The organism is Qipengyuania flavescens, assembly GCF_029688735.1.
Taxonomy (GTDB): domain Bacteria; phylum Pseudomonadota; class Alphaproteobacteria; order Sphingomonadales; family Sphingomonadaceae; genus Qipengyuania.
Map to the genome: position 1 here is coordinate 886,842 of NZ_JARULD010000002.1, position 19,535 is coordinate 906,376.

At 62.2% G+C, this 19,535-nt stretch carries 24 protein-coding genes; 11 read left to right on the forward strand and 13 right to left on the reverse strand.

The window, feature by feature from the left end:
- The first annotated feature begins 18 nt into the window (after positions 1–18).
- The 8 genes from rpoD (at position 19) to P8R33_RS09630 (ending at position 7,213) form a co-directional block, all read left to right on the forward strand.
- A complete protein-coding gene (rpoD, locus tag P8R33_RS09595; RefSeq protein ID WP_278328751.1) occupies positions 19–2,049 on the forward strand; it encodes an RNA polymerase sigma factor RpoD in 2,031 nt (676 codons plus the stop codon).
- Positions 2,050–2,199: 150 nt separating this feature from the next.
- The gene (locus P8R33_RS09600) at positions 2,200–3,612 is read left to right on the forward strand and encodes a sensor histidine kinase (RefSeq protein WP_278328752.1); all 1,413 of its coding nucleotides are present in this window, start codon (positions 2,200–2,202) and stop codon (positions 3,610–3,612) included.
- The gene (locus P8R33_RS09605) at positions 3,609–3,962 is read left to right on the forward strand and encodes a response regulator (RefSeq protein ID WP_278328753.1); all 354 of its coding nucleotides are present in this window, start codon (positions 3,609–3,611) and stop codon (positions 3,960–3,962) included. The genes P8R33_RS09600 and P8R33_RS09605 overlap by 4 nt, the downstream gene beginning before the upstream one ends.
- Before the next feature lie 68 nt (positions 3,963–4,030).
- On the forward strand, positions 4,031–4,468 hold the full coding sequence (gene rpiB, locus P8R33_RS09610) for a ribose 5-phosphate isomerase B (RefSeq protein ID WP_278328754.1): 438 nt from the start codon (positions 4,031–4,033) through the stop codon (positions 4,466–4,468).
- Positions 4,469–4,470: 2 nt separating this feature from the next.
- Entirely contained in the window at positions 4,471–5,796 is a 1,326-nt protein-coding gene (gene glyA, locus P8R33_RS09615) for a serine hydroxymethyltransferase (protein WP_278328755.1), read from the forward strand.
- Between the two features lie 4 nt (positions 5,797–5,800).
- Positions 5,801–6,022 carry a hypothetical protein gene (locus tag P8R33_RS09620; RefSeq protein WP_278328756.1) on the forward strand — a complete coding sequence of 74 codons (222 nt, stop codon included), beginning with the start codon at positions 5,801–5,803 and terminating at the stop codon, positions 6,020–6,022.
- A gap of 8 nt (positions 6,023–6,030) precedes the next feature.
- Positions 6,031–6,498, forward strand: a complete 468-nt coding sequence (gene nrdR / locus P8R33_RS09625) for a transcriptional regulator NrdR (protein WP_278328757.1) — start codon at positions 6,031–6,033, stop codon at positions 6,496–6,498.
- Positions 6,485–7,213, forward strand: coding sequence for an RNA methyltransferase (locus tag P8R33_RS09630; protein WP_278328758.1), 729 nt, complete (start codon positions 6,485–6,487; stop codon positions 7,211–7,213). Before nrdR ends, P8R33_RS09630 begins: the two co-directional genes overlap by 14 nt.
- Here the strand turns inward: P8R33_RS09630 and P8R33_RS09635 are convergent.
- Positions 7,203–7,514, reverse strand: coding sequence for a chorismate mutase (locus P8R33_RS09635; RefSeq protein ID WP_278328759.1), 312 nt, complete (start codon positions 7,512–7,514; stop codon positions 7,203–7,205). The two genes, P8R33_RS09630 and P8R33_RS09635, sit on opposite strands and share 11 nt — an antisense overlap.
- A 208-nt stretch (positions 7,515–7,722) precedes the next feature.
- On the opposite strand from P8R33_RS09635, the gene rpsD reads away from it, so the two are divergent.
- Together rpsD and P8R33_RS09645 are read left to right on the forward strand one after the other, a co-directional pair.
- Complete coding sequence (gene rpsD / locus P8R33_RS09640) at positions 7,723–8,337, forward strand: 30S ribosomal protein S4 (protein WP_278328760.1); 615 nt, start codon at positions 7,723–7,725, stop codon at positions 8,335–8,337.
- Positions 8,338–8,458: 121 nt separating this feature from the next.
- Entirely contained in the window at positions 8,459–8,629 is a 171-nt protein-coding gene (locus tag P8R33_RS09645; RefSeq protein ID WP_278328761.1) for a hypothetical protein, read from the forward strand.
- Positions 8,630–8,633: 4 nt separating this feature from the next.
- On the opposite strand, the gene P8R33_RS09650 is transcribed toward P8R33_RS09645, so the two are convergent.
- From P8R33_RS09650 to P8R33_RS09680, 7 genes are all read right to left on the reverse strand, one after another.
- Entirely contained in the window at positions 8,634–9,296 is a 663-nt protein-coding gene (locus P8R33_RS09650) for a M50 family metallopeptidase (protein ID WP_278328762.1), read from the reverse strand.
- A gap of 111 nt (positions 9,297–9,407) precedes the next feature.
- A complete protein-coding gene (gene tgt, locus P8R33_RS09655) occupies positions 9,408–10,541 on the reverse strand; it encodes a tRNA guanosine(34) transglycosylase Tgt (RefSeq protein ID WP_278328763.1) in 1,134 nt (377 codons plus the stop codon).
- Between the two features lie 2 nt (positions 10,542–10,543).
- Positions 10,544–11,497 carry a DUF481 domain-containing protein gene (locus tag P8R33_RS09660; RefSeq protein WP_278328764.1) on the reverse strand — a complete coding sequence of 318 codons (954 nt, stop codon included), beginning with the start codon at positions 11,495–11,497 and terminating at the stop codon, positions 10,544–10,546.
- 105 nt (positions 11,498–11,602) lie between these two features.
- Positions 11,603–12,157, reverse strand: a complete 555-nt coding sequence (locus P8R33_RS09665) for an outer membrane protein (RefSeq protein WP_278328765.1) — start codon at positions 12,155–12,157, stop codon at positions 11,603–11,605.
- Between the two features lie 111 nt (positions 12,158–12,268).
- On the reverse strand, positions 12,269–13,033 hold the full coding sequence (locus P8R33_RS09670; RefSeq protein WP_278328766.1) for an ABC transporter permease: 765 nt from the start codon (positions 13,031–13,033) through the stop codon (positions 12,269–12,271).
- On the reverse strand, positions 13,030–13,965 hold the full coding sequence (locus P8R33_RS09675) for an ABC transporter ATP-binding protein (protein WP_278328767.1): 936 nt from the start codon (positions 13,963–13,965) through the stop codon (positions 13,030–13,032). The genes P8R33_RS09670 and P8R33_RS09675 overlap by 4 nt, the downstream gene beginning before the upstream one ends.
- Complete coding sequence (locus tag P8R33_RS09680; protein ID WP_278328768.1) at positions 13,966–15,393, reverse strand: 8'-apo-carotenoid 13,14-cleaving dioxygenase; 1,428 nt, start codon at positions 15,391–15,393, stop codon at positions 13,966–13,968.
- A gap of 21 nt (positions 15,394–15,414) precedes the next feature.
- Between P8R33_RS09680 and P8R33_RS09685 the strand changes: the two genes are divergently transcribed.
- Positions 15,415–16,038, forward strand: coding sequence for a TetR/AcrR family transcriptional regulator (locus P8R33_RS09685; RefSeq protein WP_278328769.1), 624 nt, complete (start codon positions 15,415–15,417; stop codon positions 16,036–16,038).
- On the opposite strand, the gene queA is transcribed toward P8R33_RS09685, so the two are convergent.
- The 5 genes from queA to P8R33_RS09710 all read right to left on the reverse strand — a co-directional run bounded on the left by queA (position 16,008) and on the right by P8R33_RS09710 (position 19,513).
- Entirely contained in the window at positions 16,008–17,036 is a 1,029-nt protein-coding gene (gene queA, locus P8R33_RS09690; RefSeq protein WP_278328770.1) for a tRNA preQ1(34) S-adenosylmethionine ribosyltransferase-isomerase QueA, read from the reverse strand. The genes P8R33_RS09685 and queA overlap by 31 nt on opposite strands.
- A 41-nt stretch (positions 17,037–17,077) precedes the next feature.
- Entirely contained in the window at positions 17,078–17,758 is a 681-nt protein-coding gene (locus P8R33_RS09695; protein ID WP_278328771.1) for a peptidylprolyl isomerase, read from the reverse strand.
- Positions 17,759–17,838: 80 nt separating this feature from the next.
- Positions 17,839–18,351 (reverse strand): pantetheine-phosphate adenylyltransferase, encoded by a 513-nt coding sequence (gene coaD / locus P8R33_RS09700; RefSeq protein WP_278328772.1) that lies wholly within the window; start codon positions 18,349–18,351, stop codon positions 17,839–17,841.
- The gene (locus P8R33_RS09705; protein ID WP_278328836.1) at positions 18,351–19,250 is read right to left on the reverse strand and encodes a polyprenyl synthetase family protein; all 900 of its coding nucleotides are present in this window, start codon (positions 19,248–19,250) and stop codon (positions 18,351–18,353) included. The genes coaD and P8R33_RS09705 overlap by 1 nt, the downstream gene beginning before the upstream one ends.
- A gap of 5 nt (positions 19,251–19,255) precedes the next feature.
- Positions 19,256–19,513 (reverse strand): exodeoxyribonuclease VII small subunit, encoded by a 258-nt coding sequence (locus tag P8R33_RS09710; protein ID WP_278328773.1) that lies wholly within the window; start codon positions 19,511–19,513, stop codon positions 19,256–19,258.
- Positions 19,514–19,535 lie beyond the last annotated feature (22 nt).

Genomic DNA, 19,535 nt, shown 5'->3' on the forward strand with positions numbered 1-19,535 from the left:
ATTGGGTTGACGTACTCTATGGCCACCAAGTCGAAGTCCACCGACAAGGACGACGCACCTCTGATCGACCTCAACGAGGCATCGATCAAGAAGCTGATCACCAAGGCAAAGAAGAAGGGCTACGTCACCTATGACGAGCTCAACGACGCTTTGCCGCAAGGCGAGATGAGCTCCGACCAGATCGAGGACATCCAGTCGGCCCTCTCCGACATGGGCGTGCAGATCGTCGAAAGCGACGAGGACGCCGAGGCGGCCGAGGACGAGGCCAACGAGGTCGAGGAAATCTCGATTGAGGGCAAGGCCGACAAGAAGGACGCCAAGAAGGCTCCCGCCGCGGCCCCAAAGAAGCTGGCCGCCGGCGAACGCACGGACGATCCGGTGCGCATGTACCTGCGCGAAATGGGCGCCGTGGAGCTGCTCAGCCGCGAAGGCGAGATCGCCATCGCCAAGCGGATCGAAGCCGGCCGCGACATGATGATCATCGGCCTGTGCCAGAGCCCGATCACCTTCCATGCCATCATCCAATGGTCCGAGGCGCTCAATGCCGAGGAAATGCAGCTGCGCGAGATTCTCGATCTCGACGCCATGCTCTCCAAGGAACCGCCGGCCGACAAGATGGCCGAAGACGCCGAGGACGATGACGACGACGGCGAAATCTCCGAGGAAACCGCCGGCCCCACCATCCGCGACGACGACGAAGACGAGGATAGCGACGAGACCTCCGAAGACGAGGACGGCGAGGAAGGTTCGTCCAAGAAGGACGACGACGAGGACGAGGACAACACCATGTCCCTCGCCCAGATGGAAGCGGCGCTGAAGCCCGACGCGATCGAGCGCTTCGCCCGCATCACCGACCTGTTCGGCAAGTTCGAAAAGCTCCAGAAGGAACGGGTCGACCTGATGGCGAAGGGTGAGAACTTCACCGCCGCCAAGGAAAAGAAATACGAGGCGCTGAGCGAACAGCTCACTGCCGAAGTCGAAAGCGTCCAGTTCCACGCGACCAAGATCGAGTTCCTGGTCGACAACCTGTATGCCTTCAACCGCCGCCTGACCGCGCTGGGCGGCCAGATGCTGCGCCTGGCGGAGCGTCACAAGGTCAAGCGCGTCGACTTCCTCGATGCCTATATCGGCAACGAGCTCGACGACACCTGGATGGACGACCGGGTCAAGAAGGACAAGAAATGGGCTGCCTTCGCCGAGAAGGAAGCCGACGCGATCGATCGTATCCGCACGGAAATCGCCGACATCGCCAGCCAGACCGGCATGGCGCTGGAAGAATTCCGCCGCATCGTGAACATGGTCCAGAAAGGCGAGCGCGAGGCGCGTATCGCCAAGAAGGAAATGGTCGAGGCGAACCTGCGGCTGGTGATCTCCATCGCGAAGAAATACACCAACCGCGGGCTGCAATTCCTGGACCTGATTCAGGAGGGCAACATCGGCCTGATGAAGGCGGTCGACAAGTTCGAATACCGTCGCGGCTACAAGTTCAGCACCTATGCGACCTGGTGGATTCGACAGGCCATTACCCGCTCGATCGCGGACCAGGCGCGCACCATCCGTATCCCGGTCCACATGATCGAGACGATTAACAAGCTGGTGCGCTGCAGCCGCCAGTTCCTGCACGATCAGGGCCGCGAGCCGACCCCGGAAGAGATGGCGGAGAAGCTCTCCATGCCGCTCGAAAAGGTGCGCAAGGTGATGAAGATCGCCAAGGAGCCCATCAGCCTCGAAACGCCAATCGGCGACGAGGAGGATTCGCACCTCGGCGATTTCATCGAAGACAAGAATGCGATCATCCCGGTGGATGCGGCGATCCAGGCGAACCTCAAGGAAACGGTTACCCGCGTCCTCGCCAGCCTTACTCCGCGCGAAGAACGCGTGCTCCGCATGCGTTTCGGCATCGGCATGAACACCGATCACACGCTGGAGGAAGTCGGCCAGCAGTTCTCCGTGACCCGCGAACGTATCCGCCAGATCGAGGCCAAGGCCCTGCGCAAGCTCAAGCACCCGAGCCGCAGCCGCAAGATGCGCTCATTCCTTGATCAGTAGGTTTGCGGTGCTCGGAATTGTGGCCGATTAAACACACCTCTCTCCTGCTAGCTAAGATACAGGAACCGCTGGCCCGGCCGACCATTGAGCATCCACCGGGCAGGCGCAGCTGTCCGACATCTATTGTACGTCGCGTCTAGTGGGTCCGGAATGACAATCGATTTCCAGTTGGTTCTGGCGAAATCCCCCAATCCCTATGTTCTGCTCGACCGAAGTTTTTGCATTGAATGGGCGAACGACGCCTATCTTGCGGCGACCATGCGCGAGTTGGAGGACATCGTCGGACGCAATATGTTCGACGCTTTTCCGAGTGAAGGCGAACCGCGCCGTCAACTGACGAAATCGCTTGAGAGAGTCCTCGAAACTGGCGAAGCCGACGAGATCGCACATATTCGCTATGATATCCCAAACAGTAGCGGTGATTTCGATGTTCATACCTGGAGCGCGACGCACACACCCATCCTCGACGAGGAGGAGCGCGTTACGCATATCCTTCAGCACACCGTCCGAATTACCGATCTCGACGAGGTAGAGGGACCAAGAAATGTCGCAGGGGTAGCTCGTCGGGCCGAAGCAGTCGAACAACGCTACCAAGGAGCCGCTCGCCAACTGGACCGTTTTAGGGCGATGCTCGAACAGGCCCCGGGTTTCGTCGCCGTTCTCGCAGGTAGGAACCACAGGTTCGTCATGGCCAATGCGGCCTATCGCCAATTAATCGGCGAGAGAAAACTTGACGGGAGGCCGGTTGCCGAAGCTTTGCCGGAGGTGGAGGCCCAAGGCTTCATTGATATTCTCGACCGCGTACGGGAAACTGGCCAACCCTATTTCGGCCAGAAGGAACGCGTGCTCCTCCAGCAGAAAAACAGCGATCGGCTCGAACCTCGCTTTCTCGAATTCATCTTCCAGCCGATACATGGAGAAGACGGGTTTCGAGGTATTCTCGTACAAGGGCACGATGTTACAGAGGAGGTTGCAGCAGAGGAGCAGCAAACCATCCTCATCAATGAACTCAATCACCGTGTGAAAAACACACTTGCGGTGGTTCAAGGCATTGCACAGCAGACTTTTCGCGACATGTCGCAAGTCCAAGAGCGTAAAGCCTTCACGGATCGGCTCAATGCCCTCGCGACCGCCCACAATCACCTGACTGCTCGCAATTGGGAGACGGCGGATATGGAGTCCGTTGTCCGCCAAGGGCTGGAAGCCATAGCACCAGATGATCCCTCTCGAATTACCATCGAAGGTCCATCGGTACTTTTGCCGCCACAGATGGCCGTGTCCCTTGCGATGGTGATCCACGAACTTGGTACGAATGCGATAAAGTACGGTGCACTCTCAGCATCCGATGGCTCCGTCGAAATCTCCTGGAATACAGATTTTCAAGGGAATGATACCCGCCTGACATTCGAATGGACCGAGCGGGGAGGTCCTGTAGCAACCCCGCCAAACCGTTCTGGATTTGGCACACGATTGATTGGCCGGGGTTTGGGAACGCCCGGCGGAAATGCCAGTCTCGATTTCCGCCCAGAAGGTCTGCACTATCAGTTGGATACGATCTTGTGACACTTGCTGACCGCCACATCATGGTGCTGGAAGATGAAGCAATTATCGCCTTCGGTCTCGAGGACATGCTTCTGGAGATTGGCGCTAGCGTTGCGGTCGCGACTTCTATTACAGAAGCGTTTGCAATGCTTGCCGACAACGATTTCGATTTTGCGGTGCTGGACGTCAATCTTCACGGCGAAAAAAGCTATCCGGTGGCAGACCGGTTGCTCGAGGCGGGCGTCGAGTTTATTTTTGCCACCGGTTATGGCGATGCCGAGCATCCCGAGCGTTTTCGCCAGGTCCCGACCGTTACCAAACCGTATAGCGTAGAGCAGATTCAGGCTGCCGCTTCATCTCCTCGGATTTAAATTGGGCCGTTGAAGACAACGGCACATTACGGTGGCACAGCAGGGGCTAAAGCATTATGGCCCCCATCATGCGTATCGCCATCGCCTCCGACCATGCCGCCATCGAACTCAAAGCCGAGCTGCGGGACTGGTTGATCGAGCAGGGCCATGAGGTCGCAGACCTCGGGCCGGAGACCACCGACAGCGTCGATTATCCGGATTTCGGCTACAAACTCGCCAGTGTGATTGCCGATGGTACGGCCGAGCGCGGTGTGGCGCTGTGCGGATCGGGTATTGGCATCTCGATGAGTGCTAACCGTAATCCTGCCGTGCGATGCGCGCTCGTTTCGGAGCCACTTTCCGCCAGCCTCGCCCGCGAGCATAATGACGCGAATTGCATTGCCATGGGCGCGCGCCTCACCGGCAGCGACATGGCCAAGGCGTGTCTCACCGCGTTCCTCGAAACGGAATTCGGCGGCGGTCGCCATCAGCGCCGCGTTGACAAGCTCTCAAACCCGGAATTCTGATCATGGCTACCCAGGCAAAAGACACATCCCGCGAACAGTCTCGCTCCTCTGGGGATCGCTTCTGGCACGACAGCCTCGCCGCGGCAGACCCCGAGATATACGGCGCCATCCGTAAGGAGCTATCGCGCCAGCAGGACAAGATCGAGCTGATCGCGAGTGAGAACATCGCCTCGACCGCCGTGCTTGAAGCGACCGGCAGCGTGTTTACCAACAAATACGCCGAGGGTTATCCGGGCAAGCGTTACTACGGCGGCTGCGACTATGCCGACGTGGTCGAGACGCTGGCGATCGAGCGCGCGAAGGAGCTGTTCGGCTGCAACTTCGCCAATGTGCAGCCCAATTCGGGCAGCCAGATGAACCAGGCCGTGTTTCTCGCCCTGCTGCAGCCGGGCGATACCTTTATGGGCCTCGACCTAAATTCGGGCGGTCACCTGACGCACGGTTCGCCGGTCAACATGAGCGGCAAGTGGTTCAATCCGGTCAGCTATGGCGTGCGGCAGGACGACGAGCTGATCGACATGGACGCCGTGATGGCGACCGCGAAGGAGCACAAGCCCAAGCTCATTATCGCCGGCGGCACCGCCTATTCGCGCGTATGGGATTGGGAGGCCTTCCGCAAGGTTGCGGACGAGGTCGGCGCCTACCTGATGGTGGACATGAGCCACATCTCCGGCCTCGTGGCGGGCGGCGCGCACCCCTCGCCCTTCCCGCATGCCGATATCGTGACCACAACGACGCACAAGAGCCTGCGCGGTCCGCGTTCCGGCGTGATCCTGTGGAACGACGAGAAATACACCAAGCCGATCAACATGGCCGTCTTCCCCGGCATGCAGGGCGGCCCGCTGATGCATGTCGTTGCCGCGAAGGCGGTCGCCTTCGGCGAGGCGCTGCGGCCGGACTTCAAGGATTACGCACGGCGCGTGGTCGACAACGCCCGCGCGCTGGCCAAGAGCATCGAGGCGAACGGCCTGCGGGTCGTTTCCGGCGGCACGGACAACCACTCCATGCTGGTCGACCTCACCGCCAAGGACGTGACGGGCAAGGCTGCCGAAGCAGGTCTCGACCGGGCATGGCTGACCTGCAACAAGAATGGCATCCCGTTCGATACGCGCAGCCCCTTTGTCACCAGCGGCGTCCGTCTCGGCACGCCGGCGGGTACGACGCGCGGCTTTGGGCCGACGGAATTCGAGCAGATCGGCAAGCTTATAACGGAAGTCGTCGACGGCTTGTCGAAGAACGGTCCCGAAGGCGACGCGCAGGTGGAAGATAGCGTGCGCAATCGCGTGAGCGAGCTGTGCGCAAAATTCCCCGTCTATCCCGGAAGGTAAAGCGATGAGCCAGGACGATTACGACAAGGGTTATGATCTGGGCGAGCGCGCCCGGACCGAGGCGAAGGCCATGGCCAAGGAAGGCATGAGCCACCCCTCTACCAAGCCGGTGCTGACCGGCGCAGCCGTTGGCGTTGTCGCTGCGGCGCTGTTGCCGGTGATCACCTGGCCGATCGGCCTGGCAGCCGGAGCGGGATACGCATTCTACAACAGGATCAAGAAGTAACCACCTGAATGCGATGCCCTTTCTGTGCCCATGACGACAGCCAAGTAAAGGACAGTCGTCCGACCGAGGATTCCACGTCGATCCGCCGCCGCCGCCAGTGTTCGAGCTGCGGGGCGCGCTTCACCACGTTCGAGCGGGTGCAATTGCGCGAGGTGACCGTCGTCAAATCAGGCGATCGCCGCCAGCCCTTCGATCGCGCCAAGCTGGAGCAGTCGATCACCCTGGCCTGCCGCAAGCGCGACGTTCCGCAGGAGCGGATCGACCAGTTAGCGAGCGGGATTCAGCGCCAGGTCGAAACCGCGGGCGAGGCCGAGATTGCCTCGCAACGGATCGGCGAGATGGTGATGGACGGCCTGCGCCAGATCGACAGCGTCGCCTATATCCGCTTCGCCAGCGTCTATCGCGACTTCAGCGAGGCCCGCGATTTCGAAGAGTTCGCCAGCACGGTACAGGACGCGGCGAATGAGCGAAGCTGACACGCGCAAGCCAGTGGTCGTGCTCGTCCGGCCGCAGCTTGGCGAGAATATCGGTAAGGCGGCGAGGGCGATGCTCAATTTCGGGCTGACGGAGCTGCGCCTGGTCGAGCCGCGCGATGGCTGGCCCAATCCTTCTGCAGGTCCGGCCGCTGCGGGTGCCGATGTCGTGCTCGAACGAGCGCAAGTCTACGCTACCACCGCAGAAGCCGTGGCCGATTGCGCGCATGTCTACGCCACAACAGTTCGCAAGCGCGGCGTCACCAAACCGGTCGTGACGCCGGAGGAAGCTGCAAGGCAAATGGCCGGGAATATCGGGCGGAGCGCCTTCCTGTTCGGCCCGGAACGCTCAGGTCTCGAAACAGACGACGTCGCTCTTGCCCGCGCGATCCTGACTGTGCCGATTAATCCGGACTTCGGGTCGCTCAACCTGGCGCAGGCAGTGATCCTGTGCGCGTATGAATGGTCGAAGCACGAAACGCTGGTGCAGCCGACGCAGGAAGCTCTGCTCCCGCCCGCGCCGCAGGACGATCTCGAAGGTCTGATCGACCATCTCGACCGTATGCTCGAACCGAAGGGCTATTTCCTGCCCGAAAGCCGGGCGGAAGCCACGCGGCGGACCTTGCGCGGGGTGCTGACGAAGCCGGGCTGGAACCACCTCGAGGTACGCACGCTGCGGGGCGTGCTGTCATCGCTCCAGCGCGAGCCTAAGCCCTGATCCGGTCCCACTCCTCGAGTTCGTAAGCGATCGAGGTTTCGACCAGAAGTTCCCAGATTTCGGCTATTTTCTCGGACGGAAGCGCGCGCGCGTCGGCGTCCGTCACAGCATTGCCGATGACTTGAGCCTTTCGGATTTCATCGCGGACCACATTGCGGTCGGTCTTGATGCGGGCGGCCGCTCGCATGTAGGCGAAGCGGCGGTCGAGCAGTTCCATCAGCTGCCGGTCGGTGGTATCGACCCCGACCCGCACTTCGCTCATGTCGGTGCAGTCTTCGGGGAGCTTGATTGTGTCGTCCATGGCGGTGCGCACTGCCCTCCCCGCACCGCTTTGTCGAGCGCCTATCTCGGCGCTTGACGATTGGCGCAAAACTGCTATTCGCGCGCCTCGCTAATTGGCCCCGCACCCCGGTGAAGCGGTGGCCGCGCCGGACCCCTGTCGTCCGACGGTGCGATGCCGGGTTAAATGGCGGGCACTACGTCCGCTCAGCAAATCGAAGGAAAGACTTATGTCGAAGCGCAAGAGCGCCAAGTACAAACTCGACCGCCGGATGGGTGAGAACATCTGGGGTCGCCCGAATTCCCCGGTCAACAAGCGTTCCTACGGTCCCGGCCAGCACGGCCAGCGCCGCAAGGGCAAGATGTCCGACTTCGGCCTGCAGCTGCGCGCCAAGCAGAAGCTGAAGGGCTATTACGGCGACGTGACCGAGAAGCAGTTCAAGCGCACCTATACCGAAGCGTCCAAGATGAAGGGCGACACTGGCCAGAACCTGATCGGCTTGCTGGAACAGCGCCTCGACATGGTCGTGTATCGCGCCAAGTTCGCGCCGACCATCTTCGCCGCCCGCCAGATCGTGAGCCATGGCCACATCTACCTCAACGGCGTGAAGACCAATGTCGCATCGGCCCGCGTCAAGGTCGGCGACGTCGTCAGCCTCGGCAAGAAGGCGCAGGATATGGCGCTGGTGATCGAAGCGCAGAGCCTGCCCGAGCGCGAAATTCCCGACTACGTTGCGCCCGACGGCACCGACAAGGTTACTTTCACCCGCGTCCCGAAGCTCGATGAAGTGCCCTATCCGGTCACTATGGAACCGAACCTCGTGGTCGAGTTCTACTCGCGCTAAGAAACGACGATATGGTCACGAAAGGGGCGGTCCTGCGGGGCCGCCCTTTTTCGTTTCAATCCGTCGCGTTTTCAGGGGGTTGGCCGGAACCAGCTGCCTTTTTGAGACTTCCGATGATACTATGACACAATATCGCTTCGTGACGCCGAACAGGCGCGGAAAATGGTACGATAACCTGCGCGACGCGCAGTCCTTCGCCAATGCAATCGGTGCCGGCTTTCTGGACGCGGCGGGCCGTTTCGTGCCCTACCGCGGCACGATCCTCGAAATGCGGGAGAAGTCCGCGGCTTGAGTGGTCAGCGGCGAGACGCAACCCTGAGCGCACCGAAGATAATTATGACCGCGGTGGCGGTTATCAGAGCGCCCCACAGCCAATAGGGGAGAAGTAGCGCTTCCTCGATGGCGCCGGTGTCGGAAGTGATGAACTCGCCTCCGACATATCCACCGTCGCTAAATAGATAGCCCAGATCACGCCAGAGGCTGATCGCCGCCTGCACGCCCAGCAGCTCGATCGCAAAGCGCTGCGCCTTGTGACTGCCCCAGAGTGCGGCAGCAACACAGATCGCTGCGAACGCAGGCAGGACGATCCACCCGGCAAGTGATCGCACCCAGACGATGGTGGATATGGCGAGGACGATACCGAGCCCGGTGAGCAGGATACGGGTAGCCGCGCGACTGCGCGAACCGAGGATGAGCAGCGATCCTGCAACCGAAGGTCCAAGCAAGCCGACCGCCGCGGTCAGCGCTCGTGAAAGCCGCGACGGCTCGCCCGGCCACGACGAAAGGGCGTAACCCGACCCGTTCGGGAAGATCACCAGCTCGTCGAAGCGTGCGCCCAGCGCCATCGAGGTAAGGCCATGACCCATCTCGTGAAACCAGGTGGCCAGCAGCGAGAACGGGTAAAGTACCAATTGGCCGAAAGGCACCTGCCACAACATGACCGTGATGATGGCGATCACTAGCAAATAGCTCTCCTGCCTGGGAGCGACCTTAGCATGCGGTAGCGACCAAGCCGCAGCAGGATGAGCCGCCTGTCGTTTTCGCCGGGAGAATAGGGCCATCCTCCCTAGCTAGGAATTGCCTGCCAAATAGTCACGCCGGAAGTCGCTGGCGAAGGCAGCGAAGCGCCCTTCCCCGATCGCATCGCGCATTGCCTGCATCAGCTGCTGGTAGAAGGCGAGGTTGTGCTCGGTCATTAGCATTGCGCCGAGAATTTCCTGCGAGCGGACGAGGTGATGAATATAGGCCCGCGAGTAGGTACCGCATGTGTCGCAGCTGCAACGACCGTCGAGCGGCTCCTGGTCCTCGGCAAAGCGCGCATTGCGCAGGTTGATCGGACCGTCCCAGGTGAAAGCCTGCCCGTTGCGGCCCGACCGGCTCGGCAGCACACAATCGAACATGTCGACCCCGCGTTCGACCGAACCTACCAAGTCGTCGGGCTTGCCGACGCCCATCAGGTAGCGCGGGCGGTCTTGCGGCAATTGGCCGGGCGCGAAATCGAGCGTCGCAAACATCGCCTCCTGCCCCTCGCCCACGGCGAGCCCACCGATGGCGTATCCATCGAAGCCGATGTCGGTGAGCTTCTGGGCGCTGATCTTGCGCAATTCCTCGTCCAGCGCACCCTGCTGGATGCCGAACAGGGCCGAGCGCGCAGCGTGCTCCCCACCGCTGTCGAAGCCATCACGGCTGCGTTTGGCCCAGCGCATCGACATTTCCATGCTCGCCGCGATATCGTCGCGCGGGCGATCGGCGCGCGGGCATTCGTCGAAGGCCATCACGATATCGCTGCCGAGCAGTCGCTGGATTTCCATCGAGCGCTCGGGCGTGAGCATGTGCTTGGACCCGTCGAGATGGCTGCGAAACTCGACGCCCTCTTCGGTCAGCTTGCGCAGGTCGGAAAGGCTCATCACCTGATAACCGCCGCTGTCGGTCAGGATCGGGCGGTCCCAATTCATGAACTTGTGCAACCCGCCGAGCCGCGCAACCCGCTCCGCACCTGGCCGCAGCATCAGGTGATAAGTATTGCCGAGAATGATATCCGCTCCGGTCTTGCGAACCGTCTCGGGTTTCATTGCCTTGACCGTTCCGGCGGTACCCACGGGCATGAAAGCTGGCGTACGGATTTCGCCCCGCTGCATCGCGATAACACCCGTGCGTGCCGCTCCGTCGGTCGCGCGGGTGATGAAGGCAAACCGCTCGGACATGGTCAGAAACCGTAGATCAGCGTGGCGCGGGTCAGCGTGTCGGTCGACACTTTCCCGGCGGGCGGATTGCTGTCGTAATCGAGCTGGTATGACATCCGCGCGCGCAAGCTGTCGCTCACTTTGAAATCAAGCCCGGTGATCAGGTTGAGCGTGGTGTTCGACCCATCGACGATGACCAGCGCCTCGCCGCCGGTCTCGGCCACGGCATTCGCATCCTGCGTCAGCGTCAGCCGCTCGAATATCTGCCAGTCGAAATCGAAGCCGGCGAGGCCCGCCAAGCGGCTTTCGCTACGCCCGTCGGTATATTCCGTCACGCGATAGGCTGGGCCGGCCTTGATTGCCAGGCTGAGCCCCTCGCGGTCGACCACCTTGTAACCGAGGCCACCGGAGACGGCATAGCGTGCGTCGACCCCCTGGATCTGGTCGCGTTCGTATTGGGCGAGTCCATAGGCGAAGACGTTCTCGCCGAACTGCCAGCGCGGCTCGTATGCTGCCAGCAATTGCTCGCGACTGGTGACACCGTTCTGGCGCTGGTAATCGAAACCGGCGCGCAGGCGGTGCGACCAGTCGATCCCTTCACGCTTGAGCTTCAGTCCGGCGGACAGGCCGACGGTGTCGCTGTTGCCGCTCGATTGGAAGCCGCCGAGTTCGCCTTCCCCGCTCCAGCGATCGAACAGCCCTGCGGAGCGAATGGCTTCCTCTTCCGCCTTGGCGGCGGCAGCGGCGCGTTCGGACTTGGCCGCCTGCCATTCGCTCTCGATTTCAGAGATGTCGTCAGCCTCGTCGGGCCATGTGGTCCGGGCAAGTTCGAGCACGGTAGCGATCTTGGCATCGTCGCCGCTGGCAAGAGCGGCATCGATCATCTGGCGCGCGCCGTCCGGCAGCTGTGCGCTCACTGGTGTCGCGGCTGCGAGCGCCGTCAGGATGGCAAGGGTGGAAAGGCGAATTCGTGGCATGGGCGAGCGCCTAGCGTGCTCGGCGCGACCTCGCCACCCCGTATAGGAAGAAGGCCGGCTCCCTTGCGGAAACCGGCCTCATCGAAGACTTTGATAGAAGTGCTATCAGAAGCGCAGGCCGACGCCGACCGTTGCGCGCATCGTGTCGAAGCTGATCGTGTCGAGATTGCCGCGCACGAAAGCACGACCGACCGGAACATCCGCGCCGATGCCGACAAGGTAATCACTCTCGGTATCGTCGATGCCGTCGAAATCGATCGAATCGTCGTTGATGATTTCGCTATAATCGACTTTGATCGCCTGGATGCCGGCACGACCATAAATCTTCGCACCGCCGGGGACGCTGAAGCCGAGACGGGCATTCGCGCCGTAATCGCCGTCCAGCGCGTCAGTGCCGAAATTGTAGTTGGCTTCCGCGCCGATGAAGAGCGCGGGGCCGACGGGGACGTCGTAGCCGGCGAAGACGCCGAAGATCGGGCTCGAATCGTCGAGTTCGAGGCCCGGGCCGATGTCTTCCAACTCGTCGTCGAGGCCGAGGTCGTGGACGCCGGCCTGGACGCCGATGAAGCCGTTACCCGGCACCACGTCCTGCGCCTGCGCAGCGCTCGGCAGCGCGATGGCTGCTGCTGCGGCGGCGGTGATGAATGCGATTTTCTTCATGTTCTATCCTTGAATCTGTAGCGCCGTTTCCCGTGGCGCACCGGCGCAATTGCGCCCGACCGGCTGTCCGGATTCTGAACGCGGAAAGAGCCTGTCAGAAAGGTTCGGCGATCACGCCCGCAGGCGCCAACCTGTCCTGAAGATATAGGCGATCACCGCCGTGCAGGCGGCGAGAAACGCGAGGCTGATGCCGAAGCTGACCCAGATGTTGACGTCGCTGCTGCCATAGAAGGTCCAGCGCAGGCCGCTGACGAGGTAGACGATGGGATTGGCCAAAGCGATAGTGTCCCAAGGGCTTGGCAGCATATCGATCGAGTAGAATGTTCCGCCGAGGAAGGTGAGCGGGGTGAGGAACAGCATCGGGATGATGCCAAGCTTCTCGAAATTGTCCGCCCAGATGCCGAGGATAAAGCCGAACAGGCTGAAAGCCGCCGCGACCAGCATGATGTAGAGCACGGCGAGCAGCGGATAGGCGATGCTGTAATCGACGAAGAAGCGCGCCGTCGCCAAGATGATGGCAGCCAGGATCAGGCTCTTGGTCATCGCCGCCCCGACGAAGCCGATCAGCGTTTCGGCCACGCCGACGGGCGCGCTCAGAAGCTCGTAGATCGTGCCCGTGAAGCGCGGCATGTAGATGCCGAAGCTCGAGTTGCTGGTCGTCTCGCCGAGCAGGGTCAGCATCAGCAGGCCCGGTATGATGAATGCGCCGTAGTCCACTCCGCCAAGGTCGGGCATGCGCCCGCCGATGGCCGCGCCGAAGACGATGAAATAGAGCGTCGTCGTCAGCACGGGCGCGAGGACGGACTGAAAGGCGGTCCGCAGGAAACGCAGCAGTTCGCGCTTGTAGATCGACCAGGTGGAGCGCCAAGCGATCATCGGGCGTTCTCCCCTAGCAGCGAGACGAAGATGTCTTCGAGACTGCTCTCCCGCGTTTCGATACCGACATAGTCGATGCCTTGGCGGGTGAGCGCTTTAGTGAGGTCCGCGACTTCGGCCTTGCCGCGGCCGGTGCCGTCCCCGCCGCGGTAGCAGAGCGACATACCGTCTTGCTCTATCTCGACCGGGAATTGCGCGATAGCCGGCGGCAATGTCTGCATCGGTTCGGCGAGAGCGATATGCGCTTCGGTGCGGCCCAGCTTCGCCATCAGCGCGTCCTTCTCGTCCACCGCGATGATCTGGCCGTTGCGAATCACGCCGACGCGGTCCGCCATTTCCTCGGCCTCCTCGATGTAGTGGGTCGTCAGAATGATCGTGACGCCGCGCGCGCGCATCTGGTCGATGATCGCCCACATGCCCTTCCGCAGCTCGACATCGACGCCGGCCGTGGGCTCGTCGAGGAATAGCAGGTCGGGTTCGTGCGCCAGTGCCTTGGCGATAAGGACGCGGCGCTTCATCCCGCCCGACAGGGCCATGATCCGTTCGTCGCGCTTCTCCCACAGGCTGAGGCTACGCAGGATTTCCTCGATCCGCGCCGGATCGGGCGGGAGACCGAAGAGACCGCGCGAATAGCTGACCGCCCGCTTCACCGGTTCAAACATGTCTGTGCTGAGTTCCTGCGGGACGAGTCCGATGCGGGCGCGCGCCTTGCGCCAGTCGGTGGCGAGATCGTGTCCGAAAGCGCGGATCGTCCCGCCGCTCGGACGCACCAGTCCACAAACCGCACCGATCAGCGTGGTCTTGCCCGCCCCGTTCGGCCCGAGCAGCGCGAATATTTCGCCCTTGCGGATGGTGAGATCGACATCGTCGAGCGCCTTGAGCCCGCCGGGATAGACCTTGGTCAGGCCGCTGAGTTCGAGAATCGGCTCCACTCAGCCGTGGCTAGCGGCAATCCAGTTCCCGTGAAAGCCCGGCGGGATAAGATGCGGAATATGTACGGACGCGACCGGCTCCAGCGTGACGGCCTCGAGGATTTCGAGCGTGCTGGTGGCCTCGTTGCGATCTATGACATAGCCCATGATCCAGCCATCTCCTTCCGGAGCATCTTGGCTGCGCGGCACGAAAACGAACTCGCCAGGGATGCGGCCCTCGCCGAAATCGTGTTCGATCTTTTCGCCGGTCTGCAGGTCGTGGCGATAGATCGGGAGGGCGGAGACGAAATCGAGATCGCCTTCGAGCCCGTCCGACCACAAATAGCGATAGGGCTTGGTGAAATAGCGTTCGTCGGGTCGAGGGAACTCCTGCCCTTCGGCATCGAGCGTCACACGCTCGACCGATTGTGTCGCGGGATCGACAGTCCAGCGCTCAAGACCTAGCGGCTTGCCATATGGGCCCGGCATCTCACCGTCGAAAATGGTCTCGTATGCGCAGAGATCGGTCACGACCTTGCCCTCGGCCTCGAAACTGTTGCCGACGTGGAACACGTAGCAGGGATCGACATCGCACCACACGATGTCATCTGCGCCGCCCTTGCGTGGCAGCAGCCCGACGCGCGCCCGATGCTCGCGGTTCCAGCGATAGGGAAAACGCTGGCCTGCGAGCAGTGCCTTCATCGAAAAGGTCACCGGCAGGTCGAGGATGACGACGTAGTTCTCTGTCAGAGCGCAATCATGGATTGAGGGGCCGTTGACGACCGGAATGGCGATCTCGCGCAGAACTTCGCCTTGCTCGTTCAATGCGACGTGCCAGATCCGGTTGGGCTTGTCCGCCTGATAACAAATCGCGTGATGCTCTCCGGTCACCGGACACTGGTGCGGATGGGCGGTAAAGGATCCCGCAAGACCTCCCCCGAAATTGCTGTAGGCCGCGCTTTCTAGATTCTCGTCCAGCTGGACGGGATAGGAATTCGCTTCGACCAGCGCCATGATCGTACCGCCGATTCCCATGACATTGGTATTGACCGTGTCACTGTACCCACGACGCGGACCGCCGACGCCTTTCGGGCCACCTTTCGCTTGAAGCTCGTGCGAACGGATGAAGCGGTTGCGGTACCATTCGGCCCTGCCGTCCCTAAGCCGGACACCGTGGACCATGCCATCGCCGATGAACCAGTGATGCCCCTTGCCCGCATCACCAAAGGGATTTGGGCCGATCCGGACATAGCGACCATCGAGTTCGGCGGGGATCGTACCGGTCACCGCCAGGTTCTCGATCGTCTTCTCGTCCTTCATCGGCGTGTGGACGCCATTGAGAAACGGATTTTCGGACGGTTCCGGCAAGCGCGTGCGATTGACGCTCGCGACAGCCTGGATCGCCGGGGTGACGGCCTTGCGGATGGTTTTCTCTATGACGCTTGCCATGTCCGAATCGCCTTGTCTAAAGTGAACACCGTCAACATAGAGGCAATGATAACAGTGTCAACATCGGTCGAGACTTACCATCACGGCAGCCTGCGCGATGCCCTTTTGAAAGAGGGCATTGCAGCGCTGGAGGGCGACGGGGGCAAGGAGCCTTCGCTGCGCGAACTGGCACGGCGCGTGGGAGTTTCCGCCACCGCGGTCTATCGGCACTTCCCTGACAAGCAGGCCCTGAACCGGGCCCTCGCCCGCGAAGGCTCCAAATTGCTTGGGATTGCTCAGAAAGAGGCCGCGGACACGTCTCACGATCTATCGAACAAATTTGCTCTGACGGGACGAGCTTACGTCCGCTTCGCGCTCGCCCATCCTGTTCTGTTTCGCCTGATGTTTACGCAGGGGGAGCCGGTCGAGCTTGGCGATGAGGACCCGGATCCCGCACGCGAATTGCTGACCGAACTAACTTGTGAGTTGTCCGCCACGCGCGAGGAGGCGGAGCGCCTCGCCCTGCAAGCCTGGTCGATAGCGCATGGCATCGCCATGCTCATGCTTGACGGCCGTATTCCGGCGGACGACGCGCTGATCGACCGCCTGCTCGACACCGGCAGCCTGTTCCCGGTTCAGGGCAAAAGCAGCGATGAGTCCCCGTAGCTGAAGAAACGGTAGTCGTTGGCGATCGCATGCTCGTAGGCCGCCATCATCCGATCGCGCCCCATCAGGGCGCTGACCAGCATCATCAGCGTCGATTTCGGAAGGTGGAAATTGGTCATCAGGCCATCCACCGCGCGGAAGCGATATCCGGGTGTAATGAAGATGTCGGTATCACCCGCGAAGGCTTGGATTACGCCATCTTCGCCCGTCGCGCTCTCGAGCAGGCGCAGGCTGGTTGTGCCGACGGCGATGATCCGCCCGCCCGCTGCCCGTGCCGCATTCAGCCGCTCGGCCGTCCCGGGTTCGATCCGGCCCCATTCGGAATGCATCGCATGGTCGTCGGTATCGTCGGCCTTGACCGGCAGGAAAGTCCCCGCCCCGACATGCAGCGTCAGCGTTTCGCGCGCGACGCCCGCAGCATCCAATGCGTCCATCAAGCGCGGCGTGAAATGCAACGCAGCAGTCGGCGCGGCGACGGCTCCGTCCTCCCGCGCGAACATGGTCTGGTAGTCCTCGCGGTCCTGCGCATCCGTCGCGCGTTTGCCCGCGATATAGGGCGGCAGCGGCATGCGCCCTGCCCGCTCGAGCAGGACTTCGACCGGTTCTTCTCCGTGAAAGGCGAGGACGAAGCTCCCATCGGCAAGGCGCTCTTCCGCTGTCGCCGAAACGCCTCCGCCGAACGCGACTGTCTCGCCCGGACGCAATCGCTTGGCGTTGCGGATGAACGCCTGCCAGCGTCTCAGATCGATCCTCTTGTGCAGCGTCGCACCGATCTTCGCTTCGCCGCGCCGACCTTCGAGCTGCGCCGGGATCACGCGGGTGTCGTTGAACACCAGCACGTCGCCGCGCCTCAACAGGCGCGGCAAATCGCTCACGCCCGCATCTTCGAAAGGCTCTTCTCCGCGGACGACGAGCATACGTGCTGCATCCCGCGGCCGCGCCGGACGCAGCGCGATCAGTTCTTGCGGGAGGTCGAAATCGAACAGGTCAACGCGCATAACGGCCGCCGATTAAGCGCGCGTCGTCGAAGGCGCAAACGCTATTCCTGGATCGGCGCGTTGAGGTCGTCGACGCTGATTTCGTCGGCAGCGCGCGGCGCGGTGTTGACCGGCACGGGCTTGCCATCGGCGGCGATCGAAGCCTGCAGGATCCGTGTCGGGTTCTGCGGCGGCTCGCCGCGCTGGATCGCGTCGACCGCAGCCATGTTCGAGATCACGCGGCCGAAATTCGTGTATTTCTGGTCGAGGCTGAAGCGCGGGTAGAAGACGATGAAGAACTGGCTGTTCGCGCTGTTCTCGTCTGCCGCGCGGGCCATGGCCACCGTGCCGCGGACATGCGGCATCGGATTGAATTCCTCATTGATGTCCGGAAGCTGCGATGCACCTGTCCCCGTGCCGGTCGGATCGCCGGTCTGCGCCATGAAGCCGTCGATCACGCGGTGGAAGATCACACCGTCGTAGAAACCCTGGCGGGTGAGCGTCTTGATCCGCTCCACATGGTTCGGCGCCCAGCCCGGCATCAGGCGGATCGCGACACGCTCTCCGTTCGACAGGTCGAGCAGGAGGATATTCTCCGGCTCCACCGCCATGTCGAAGCTGACCGGGTCATACGTGCGCGTGTCCTGCGCCGCAGCCGGCGTTTCGGCGTCCTGCGCAATGGCTCCGATGGGCATGGTCGCGGCAAGTGCAGCGGCGGCAAGGGCAAGCGAAGTCTTGAACATGGGTATCCCGTCGATGTGTCTGGATTGCCGCCCGTCTAACGAGCGCGGTCTGTCCATTCAATGAATAGCATTGGTGAGTCTCAATAATCGCCGCGGAGACCGGTTTGCTTAACCCGCGCGACCACTTCGTCGCATACGGCTTTGCTGACGAAGGGGCTGATGTCGCCGCCGAACATCGCGATTTCCTTGACGAGCCGCGAGGCGATCGGCTGGAGCGAGACATCGGCCATGAGGAACACGGTCTCGACGTCGTCGTCGAGTTGCTGGTTCATGCCGGCCATCTGGTACTCGTATTCGAAATCCGCCACAGCGCGCAGCCCGCGGATGATCACGTTGGCGCCCATCTTCTGCGCGAATTTCACCAGCAGGGCATTGAAGCCGACCACCTCGACATTGGTAAGCCCCATGTCGGCAATTTCGCGCTCGACCATGGCGAAGCGTTCTTCGGTCGAGAACATCGGGTTCTTGGACGGGTTGGTCGTCACACCGATGATGAGCTTGTCGACCAGCTTCGAACCGCGCCGTAGGATGTCGGCATGGCCCAGCGTGATGGGATCGAATGTGCCCGGGTAGATGCCGATGCGCTCTGCCATCAATGGTCCCTCTTCACGATAAAGCGCGCCAGTTCGACCAGCAGCCGCGCGTCTTCGCCGTGGCTGGCAAGGTGTTTGCCCGCTTGCTCGACCAGCATTTCGGCCTGCGCGCGGGCCTGGTCCACGCCCATCAGCGTGACGAAGGTCTGCTTGCCCTGCCCTTCGTCCTTGCGCAGCGCCTTGCCTGCCTTGTCCTCGTCGCCTTCGACGTCGAGCAAATCGTCGGCGATCTGGAAGGCGAGGCCGATGTCGCGGGCATAGGCGCGAAGATGCGTGCGGCCCTCCAGCGGAACCCGACCGAGCACGGCACCCATTTCGACACTGGCAGCCAGCAACGCGCCGGTCTTTAGCTGTTGCAGCCGGGTGATCTGGCGCAGATCGTATTGCTGCTGTTCGGAGGCGATATCCATCATCTGCCCGCCGGCCATGCCGTCATGCCCGCTAGCGCGCGAAAGCGTCGCGACCAGCTCGGCGCGCACGAACGGATCGGTGCTAGTGTCGGGCTGCGTCAGGATATCGAAAGCGAGCGCGTGAAGGCAATCGCCCGCCAGCACCGCCGTCGCCTCGTCGAAGGCCTTGTGCAGCGTCGGCTTGCCGTGGCGCAGATCGTCGTCGTCCATGCAGGGCAGATCGTCATGAATGAGCGAATAGGCGTGGATCGCCTCGACCGCACAGCCCGCGTTCACCGCCGCACTGTGATTGACGCCGTAGAGATCCGCCGTCGCCGCCAGCAGCAGCGGGCGCACGCGTTTGCCACCACCGATCGCGGCATAGCGCATCGCCTCGATCAGCGGAGCGCGGCTGTCGTCCGGGACGGGCAGGAAGGCGTCGAAGGCGCTATCGATCTCGGCCTGAATGCGCTCGAATGCTGTCGCGAGGATATCGGGCATGGCCGTCATCGCGTTCACGCGGGGCTGCCTGCATCGAAGGGCTCGGTCCCTGCCGGCTTGCCGTCGGCCCCCTGCACGATCTTCTCGATCCGCGCCTGCGCTGCATCGAGCCGCGCCTGGCACGCCTTGCGCAGTGCCTCGCCGCGTTCATAGAGGTCGATGCTTTCGTCGAGGGGGACATCGCCGCTCTCTAGCCTGCGGACCACGCCCTCGAGCGCGCGCAGGGCCTCTTCGAAACTCATATCTGCAATCGGAGTGTCTTGCTCTGTCATCGCGGCGGAGCATTGACCGCGC

Bases quoted from the DNA above. Each gene is read 5' to 3' on its own strand.
- rpoD (WP_278328751.1), top strand. From the start codon at position 19: ATGGCCACCAAGTCGAAGTCCACCGACAAGGACGACGCACCTCTGATC.
- P8R33_RS09600 (WP_278328752.1), top strand. From the start codon at position 2,200: ATGACAATCGATTTCCAGTTGGTTCTGGCGAAATCCCCCAATCCCTAT.
- rpiB (WP_278328754.1), top strand. From the start codon at position 4,031: ATGCGTATCGCCATCGCCTCCGACCATGCCGCCATCGAACTCAAAGCC.
- glyA (WP_278328755.1), top strand. From the start codon at position 4,471: ATGGCTACCCAGGCAAAAGACACATCCCGCGAACAGTCTCGCTCCTCT.
- P8R33_RS09620 (WP_278328756.1), top strand. From the start codon at position 5,801: ATGAGCCAGGACGATTACGACAAGGGTTATGATCTGGGCGAGCGCGCC.
- nrdR (WP_278328757.1), top strand. From the start codon at position 6,031: ATGCGATGCCCTTTCTGTGCCCATGACGACAGCCAAGTAAAGGACAGT.
- P8R33_RS09630 (WP_278328758.1), top strand. From the start codon at position 6,485: ATGAGCGAAGCTGACACGCGCAAGCCAGTGGTCGTGCTCGTCCGGCCG.
- P8R33_RS09635 (WP_278328759.1), bottom strand. From the start codon at position 7,514: ATGGACGACACAATCAAGCTCCCCGAAGACTGCACCGACATGAGCGAA.
- rpsD (WP_278328760.1), top strand. From the start codon at position 7,723: ATGTCGAAGCGCAAGAGCGCCAAGTACAAACTCGACCGCCGGATGGGT.
- P8R33_RS09645 (WP_278328761.1), top strand. From the start codon at position 8,459: ATGACACAATATCGCTTCGTGACGCCGAACAGGCGCGGAAAATGGTAC.
- tgt (WP_278328763.1), bottom strand. From the start codon at position 10,541: ATGTCCGAGCGGTTTGCCTTCATCACCCGCGCGACCGACGGAGCGGCA.
- P8R33_RS09660 (WP_278328764.1), bottom strand. From the start codon at position 11,497: ATGCCACGAATTCGCCTTTCCACCCTTGCCATCCTGACGGCGCTCGCA.
- P8R33_RS09665 (WP_278328765.1), bottom strand. From the start codon at position 12,157: ATGAAGAAAATCGCATTCATCACCGCCGCCGCAGCAGCAGCCATCGCG.
- P8R33_RS09670 (WP_278328766.1), bottom strand. From the start codon at position 13,033: ATGATCGCTTGGCGCTCCACCTGGTCGATCTACAAGCGCGAACTGCTG.
- P8R33_RS09680 (WP_278328768.1), bottom strand. From the start codon at position 15,393: ATGGCAAGCGTCATAGAGAAAACCATCCGCAAGGCCGTCACCCCGGCG.
- queA (WP_278328770.1), bottom strand. From the start codon at position 17,036: ATGCGCGTTGACCTGTTCGATTTCGACCTCCCGCAAGAACTGATCGCG.
- P8R33_RS09695 (WP_278328771.1), bottom strand. From the start codon at position 17,758: ATGTTCAAGACTTCGCTTGCCCTTGCCGCCGCTGCACTTGCCGCGACC.
- coaD (WP_278328772.1), bottom strand. From the start codon at position 18,351: ATGGCAGAGCGCATCGGCATCTACCCGGGCACATTCGATCCCATCACG.
- P8R33_RS09705 (WP_278328836.1), bottom strand. From the start codon at position 19,250: ATGACGGCCATGCCCGATATCCTCGCGACAGCATTCGAGCGCATTCAG.
- P8R33_RS09710 (WP_278328773.1), bottom strand. From the start codon at position 19,513: ATGACAGAGCAAGACACTCCGATTGCAGATATGAGTTTCGAAGAGGCC.